Genomic DNA, 6,719 nt, shown 5'->3' with positions numbered 1-6,719 from the left:
ATGCGGATGGGCTGTGGGTGACTTCAAAGTTCTAACGATTGCAGTTTCTTAGGTGCGGCTGCTGACGCAGGACGGCAACCACGGTCCTGCATGGCGCCCTGCTTTATTGCGAGCGAGGCGCCTGCGGACCCGCGGGCGCCGGCGCGGCCGGTTTCTCGGATTGTTTCAGCGAATCGAGGAGGCCGCCACTCGCAGGCGGAGCGACCGGTGTCGCGCCTCCTGCCGGCTGCGACTGCGAGGCCGGCGCGGCGTCCAAAATCGAACCCGGTTTGTGCTCGTAGCCCGCAAGCCAGGACAGGAACAGGCTGGTCAAGAAGAAGCCGGCCGCGAGGAAAGCGGTGGTGCGCGTCAACAGGTTCGCGGTGCCGCGGCTCGACATGAAGCCCGCGCCGCCGCCCATGCCGAGGCCGCCGCCTTCGGACTTCTGCAGCAGCACGACGACGGTCAGCGCCGAAACGATCATCAGGTGGAGAACGATAACTACGGTCTGCATCGAATACCGTCCGTCACAAGCGATCGCGCCGGGTAACCCGGTCGGGCACGCCTGTGGGGGTTGAAGTTGGCCGCTGTCTACACGATCGCCGGCGGGATTGCCACCCCCGCAAATCGGCCCTTCGCCGCGATTCGGACCGATCAGGCAACGGCTTGGGCGATCCCCAGAAAATCCGTCGCCTTGAGGCTGGCGCCGCCGATCAGCGCCCCGTTCACATTCGGCACCGCCAGCAACTCCGCAGCATTCGACGGCTTCACCGAACCGCCATAAAGGATGCGGACCTTGCTCCCCTCTCCGCTGAAGCGCTGGTTGAGCTGATCGCGGATAAATCCATGAACCTCCTGCACATCCTGCGGCGTCGGAGTGCGGCCGGTGCCGATGGCCCAGACCGGCTCATAAGCGACGACGAGATTGGCGGCGGTCGCGCCATCCGGCAGCGAACCGGCAAGCTGCCGTCCCACCACCTCGAGCGTCTGGCCGGCATCCCGCTGATCCTGGGTTTCGCCGACGCAGACGATGGCGATCAACGCCGCCCGCCACGCGGCCTCGGCTTTTTGCCGCACCAGCGCATCGGTCTCGCCATGGTCGGCGCGCCGCTCGGAATGCCCGACGATGACGGCGGTCGCGCCCGCATCGGCGATCATCTCGGCGGCGATATCGCCCGTATGGGCTCCGGAGGGCTTGGGGTGACAATCCTGCGCACCGATTCGCAGCGGCGATCCCTGAACCGCCCCAGCAAAGGCCAGCACCAGCGTCGCCGGCGGACAGATCAGCAGGTCGGCCTTTTGCGCGGGCCCGTCCGCGGCTGCGATCATCTGGCCGAGTTCGCTGGCCGATGCCTTGAGGCCGTTCATCTTCCAGTTTCCAGCAATCAGCGGTCGCAACCCGGTCATGGAATCTCTCATGGGTGATTTCGACAATTGGTCATCCCGGCAACGCGCAATCCCGGATGCCGAGGTTCGTGCGTCTTGCTAGCAGAGGTTATCCACCGGGACCAGTCTCCGCTGGCCGCCGCAACGCGCGACGGTTCGTCCCGCCGAGGTTGCGAGTGCTGGATTGCCACTTTATGATGCGTTATCAACTCGGTGACGCCCTCGCGCGGCTACTTCCGCCGAGACGCGAACCGCCTCCCTCCTGCAAAAGACGGACTCATGCTTCGAGGAATACGTAACGCCTCATCAAACTGGCTCGGCAAAACCCTCATGACCATCGTGATGGGCCTGCTGATCGTGGCTTTCGGCATCTGGGGCATCGCGGACATCTTTCATGGTTTCGGCCAGTCGACCCTGGCCACGATCGGCGGCACCCAGATTTCGACCGAGCAATTCCGCGAGATCTACAATGACCGGCTGCAACAGATCGGGCGACAGTTCGGCCGTTCGCTGTCCCCCGACCAGGTCAGGGCTCTCGGCCTCGACCGTCAGGTGCTGCAGCAGGTGATCGCGGAAGCCGCCCTCGACGAGGACGCGCGGCGCAAGGGCCTCAACGCATCCGATGAGGAAATCAAGCGCCAGATCATGAGCGATCCCAACTTCAAGGGCGCCAACAATGCATTCGACCCGGCGCGCTTCGCCGGCCTGATCCGCCAGATGGGATACACCGAGCAACGCTATGTCGCCGAACAGCGGCATACGACGCTGCGCCGCGAGATCGCCGGCACGATGGCGGCCGGCGTCGAGCCCTCGAAGACGCTTCTCGATGTGCTGAACCGCTTCCAGAACGAGCAGCGCACCATCGACTATGTCAAGCTCGGCGCCGCGCAGGCCGGAAACATCGATCCGCCGACGCCGGAGCAGCTTGCGAGCTATTTCGACGCCCACAAGGTGCAGTTCCGCGCGCCTGAATTCCGCAAGGTCGCTTTTGTCGTGATGACGCCAGAGTCGATCGCGAAATCGATAACGGTGTCCGACGAGGACGCCAAAAAGGTTTATGAGGAGCGCAAGGACAAGCTGTCCACGCCCGAAAAGCGGCAGCTCTGGCAGATGGTGTTCCCGAGCGTGGCCGAGGCGCAGGCGGCACGAAGCAAGATTCAAGCCGGCGCGTCCTTCGACGACATCGCCAAGGAACGCGGTCTCGCCGCCTCCGACGTCGATCTGGGCACGGTCACCCGGTCGGAGATCATCGACCCGGCCACCGCCGAGGCCGCCTTCTCGCTCAAGACCGATGAGGTCAGCCAGCCGATCCAGGGAAAGTTCGGCGTCGCGCTCGTCAAGGTGGGCAAGATCGAACCCGGCAACCAGCCGACATATGACAGCGTCGCCGCGAAACTGAAACACGATATCGCGGTCGATCGCGCGCGCACCGAGGTCAACGACCTCCACAACAAGATGGAGGACGAGCGCGGCGGCGGCGCGAGCGTTATCGAGGCCGCCAAGAAACTCGGCCTTACCGCTGTCACCATCGATGCCGTCGACCGTTCCGGACGCGCGCCGGACGGCAAACCGGTCACCGGGCTGCCGCCGGGTGTCGAACTGATCGCGCAGGCATTCGCCAGCGACGTCGGCGTCGACAACGAGACGCTGCAGATCGGCAATAACGGTTTCGTCTGGTTCGACGTGCTCGGCGTCACGCCCTCGCGCGAGCGTACCCTCGACGAGGTCAAGGACAAGGTCGAGGCCGGATGGCGGGACGACCAGATAGGCAGCCGGCTGATGACCAAGGCGACGGACATGGTCCGCAAGCTCGATCAGGGCGGCAAGCTCGCCGACGAGGCGGCCGGTCTCGGTCTGAAGGTCGAGAGCGCGAGCGACATCAAGCGCGACGGCACGGCAGCCGGCCTGCCCGGCGCCGTGATCGCCGCCGTATTTCGCACGGCCAAGGACGGAGCCGGACAGGCGCCGGGCGCAGGCCCCGACGGCTGGGTGGTTTTCCGTGTCACCGACGTCAAGGTGCAGCCGCTCAATCTCGCCTCCGACGAAATGAAGAAACTGAAGGACGGCCTGCAGCGCGCCCTGGCCGATGAGGACGTCGGCCAGTACATCACCAGACTCGAAACCGAGATCGGCACCACGATCAATCAGGCGGCGGTGGCGCAGATCACCGGCGCCAATACGAACTAACGGGATCGACCGCGTCCCATATTTCCCGAAAGCATCTGATGGACGATCTCAAGGCCCTGATCGGAAAAGTCGCCACCGGCGCGACGCTGACGCGCGAGGAGGCAGCGTCGGCATTCGACAGCATGATGTCCGGCGAGGCGACGCCCTCGCAGATGGGCGGGCTTCTGATGGCGCTGCGCGTGCGCGGCGAAACCGTCGACGAGATCACCGGCGCGGTCGCGGCGATGCGTTCCAAGATGCTGCGGGTGACGGCGCCGCCGGATGCGGTGGACGTGGTCGGCACCGGCGGCGACGGCTCGGGCTCGGTGAATGTCTCGACCTGCGCCTCGTTCATCGTCGCCGGCGCGGGCGTTCCCGTCGCCAAGCACGGCAACCGTGCGCTGTCCTCGAAATCCGGCGCCGCCGATTGCCTCGCCGCGCTCGGCATCAAGATCGACCTCACGCCCGAACAGGTCGGCCGCTGCGTCAACGAGGCCGGCATCGGCTTCATGTTCGCGCCGACCCATCATCCGGCGATGAAGAACGTCGGCCCAACCCGCGTCGAACTCGCGACCCGCACCATCTTCAATCTGCTCGGCCCGCTGTCCAATCCGGCCGGTGTCAAGCGGCAGATGGTCGGCGTGTTCTCGCGGAAATGGGTGGAGCCGCTGGCGCAGGTGCTCAAGAACCTCGGTTCGGACTCGGTGTGGGTGGTGCACGGCTCCGACGGCCTCGACGAGATCACCCTCACCGGCCCGACATTCGTGGCCGCGCTCGAGAACGGCAATATCCGCACCTTCGAGGTGACGCCGGATGACGCCGGATTGTCGCGCGCCGGTGGCGACGCGCTGAAAGGTGGCGACGCCGAGGCGAACGCGGCATCCTTGCGCGGCGTGCTCGAAGGCAGGCCGGGAGCCTTCCGCGACGTCGCGCTGCTCAACGCCGCGGCGGCCCTGGTCGTTGCGGGCAAGGCGAAGGACCTGAAAGACGGCACCGCGCTCGGCGCGAAATCGCTCGACAGCGGAGCGGCCATGGACAAGCTGAAGCGGCTGATCGCGGTATCCAACGGTTGAGGACGTGGCATGGCCGACATCCTGACCAAGATCGAAGCCTACAAGCGCGAGGAAATCGCAGCCGCCAAGAGCGCGCGCCCGCTTTCCGAAGTGACGGCCGCCGCCAGGGCAGCATCGCCGCCGCGTGGCTTCGTCCAGGCCATCCGCGCAAAACACGCCCGCGGCGACTATGCCCTGATCGCCGAAATCAAGAAGGCCTCGCCCTCGAAGGGCCTGATCCGCGCCGACTTCGATCCGCCGGCGCTGGCGCGCGCCTATGAGGCCGGTGGCGCAGCCTGTCTTTCCATCCTGACAGACGCGCCCTCCTTTCAGGGCCGGCTCGATTTCATGACCGCCTCCCGCGCTGCGACGTCGCTGCCGGTGCTGCGCAAGGATTTCATGTTCGACACCTATCAGGTGGCCGAGGCCCGCGCGCATGGAGCCGACTGCATCCTGATCATCATGGCCGCGCTCGACGATGCCGCGGCGAACGACATCGAGGCGGCCGCGCTCGATCTCGGCATGGACGCGCTGCTCGAAATCCATAATCGCGAGGAACTGGATCGCGCGCTGAAACTCCACTCGCCGATGATCGGCATCAACAACCGCAACCTGCGCACGTTCGAGACAACGCTCGCCACCAGCGAAGCGCTGGCGCCGCTGGTTCCGAAAGACCGCCTGCTGGTCGGCGAAAGCGGCATCTTCGCACAGGCCGACCTCGCGCGGCTCGAACGGGTCGGCATCTCCACTTTCCTCGTCGGAGAAAGCCTGATGCGGCAGGCCGACGTCACGGCCGCGACCCGCACGCTGCTGGCGCGGGAGCGCGCGAGTTCCTTAAAGGAAGGATGAAGGACGCATATGGCCAGCAAGAAAGACGAACCCGCCCTCACCCATATCGATGCCAAAGGCGAAGCGCGGATGGTCGACGTCTCGGCCAAGCCCGCGACCGAACGGGTCGCCGTCGCCGAAGGCGTGGTGGTCATGACCAAGGCCACGCTGGCGCTGATCGAAAGCGGCAACGCCAAGAAAGGCGACGTGCTCGGCACCGCCCGCATCGCCGGCATCATGGCGGCCAAGCGAACGTCGGACCTGATCCCGCTCTGCCATCCGCTGGCGCTGGCGAAGGTCACCCTCGACATCGAAACCGACAAAAAGATTCCGGGCTGCCGGGTGCGGGCAAGCGTCAAGGTCTCCGGCCCGACCGGCGTGGAGATGGAGGCCTTGACCGCCGTCTCCGTCGCCTGCCTGACCATCTATGACATGATCAAGGCCGTCGAGCGCGGCGTCCGCATCGAAGGCATCCACCTCGCCGAGAAGAAGGGCGGCAAATCCGGCCACTACCTCGTGACGGACGCCCCGTCAGTGAAATAGCGGCCGGTCCCGCTCGGCCTGCGCAAGGCGGCGAGCCTCGTCCTCCTTGTCGTAGACCAGCCATATTTCCAGCGCCGCCAGGAACGCCACCACGACGCCGATGCCGATGCTGAAGTGCATGGCGCGGGTATGGGCAAAGCCCAGAACCCAGGGCGACGCGATCAGCCAGAACCCGAGCAGCAGGTTGATCCATTCGGTCCACAAGGCGAACGCCAACAGCGCGATCACGGAGATCGCACCGATTGCCGCACCGCTGACCCAGAGATCGAGGTCTGTCGTCGCCGTGGCCCGCGCGAGAAACCAGGGAGTCGCAAGCAGGACCAGAGCCGCCACAAGATTGTAGACGTCGAGGATCGATTCCCGTCGCCATTTTTTCCACTTCATGGATGCCTCCTTCGATCTGTGCCCTCCGACAATTAATTGCCGCCGCCCCGATCGCCGCTCCCGATTTCCGGACAACAGGTCCCGACCTCAGAGGGTTCCGTCGTTGCTTCGATTTCGAAAGGTTTGTTTACCCCCGTGGGCGTTTTGATCCGGACTCAGGAGACGCTGACAACCCAATGATCCCCGGTAGGATTTGAGTGCGGAGTTCATCAGACGGTTGAACTTCTGCCTGGGAAGAGCGCCACCAGCCATGGCGAGCCCATCCGAACCCACCGCCGCGGTATTTCGGCCGGCGTTGTCTGCGGATCGCAAGTTCTGTAGATGAGGTCCTGCGCCGGGGAAGCGCACCCGTCTTCGACGGTCCAGCCGACCGGCGGCAGC

7 protein-coding genes are annotated in these 6,719 nt (G+C 65.4%); 4 read left to right on the top strand and 3 right to left on the bottom strand.

All coding sequences use genetic code 11. From position 1 onward, the window contains the following. Positions 1-103 precede the first annotated feature (103 nt). Together secG and tpiA are read right to left on the bottom strand one after the other, a co-directional pair. The gene (secG, locus tag BGN91_RS07110; RefSeq protein WP_292611787.1) at positions 104-493 is read right to left on the bottom strand and encodes a preprotein translocase subunit SecG; all 390 of its coding nucleotides are present in this window, start codon (positions 491-493) and stop codon (positions 104-106) included. 140 nt (positions 494-633) lie between these two features. After that, positions 634-1,386: a triose-phosphate isomerase gene (gene tpiA, locus BGN91_RS07105; protein ID WP_292611785.1), complete on the bottom strand. Its 753-nt coding sequence runs from the start codon at positions 1,384-1,386 to the stop codon at positions 634-636. A gap of 258 nt (positions 1,387-1,644) precedes the next feature. Here tpiA and BGN91_RS07100 point away from each other — a divergent pair, with 258 nt between their 5' ends. From BGN91_RS07100 to moaC, 4 genes are read left to right on the top strand one after another with little or no spacing between them, the layout of a single operon-like run. Beyond that, positions 1,645-3,552, top strand: a complete 1,908-nt coding sequence (locus BGN91_RS07100; RefSeq protein WP_292611783.1) for a peptidylprolyl isomerase — start codon at positions 1,645-1,647, stop codon at positions 3,550-3,552. A gap of 38 nt (positions 3,553-3,590) precedes the next feature. Then, a complete protein-coding gene (gene trpD, locus BGN91_RS07095; protein ID WP_292611781.1) occupies positions 3,591-4,604 on the top strand; it encodes an anthranilate phosphoribosyltransferase in 1,014 nt (337 codons plus the stop codon). 9 nt (positions 4,605-4,613) lie between these two features. Further along, a complete protein-coding gene (gene trpC, locus BGN91_RS07090) occupies positions 4,614-5,432 on the top strand; it encodes an indole-3-glycerol phosphate synthase TrpC (protein ID WP_292611779.1) in 819 nt (272 codons plus the stop codon). Between the two features lie 9 nt (positions 5,433-5,441). Next, the gene (gene moaC, locus BGN91_RS07085; protein WP_292611777.1) at positions 5,442-5,954 is read left to right on the top strand and encodes a cyclic pyranopterin monophosphate synthase MoaC; all 513 of its coding nucleotides are present in this window, start codon (positions 5,442-5,444) and stop codon (positions 5,952-5,954) included. Here the strand turns inward: moaC and BGN91_RS07080 are convergent. Then, positions 5,943-6,338 carry an SPW repeat protein gene (locus BGN91_RS07080; RefSeq protein ID WP_292611775.1) on the bottom strand — a complete coding sequence of 132 codons (396 nt, stop codon included), beginning with the start codon at positions 6,336-6,338 and terminating at the stop codon, positions 5,943-5,945. The two genes, moaC and BGN91_RS07080, sit on opposite strands and share 12 nt — an antisense overlap. Positions 6,339-6,719 lie beyond the last annotated feature (381 nt).

This window comes from Nitrobacter sp. 62-13, from assembly GCF_001896955.1.
Taxonomy (GTDB): domain Bacteria; phylum Pseudomonadota; class Alphaproteobacteria; order Rhizobiales; family Xanthobacteraceae; genus Nitrobacter.
The sequence above is the reverse complement of the archived record's forward strand: the minus strand, read 5'-3'. Positions and strand labels throughout refer to the sequence as shown.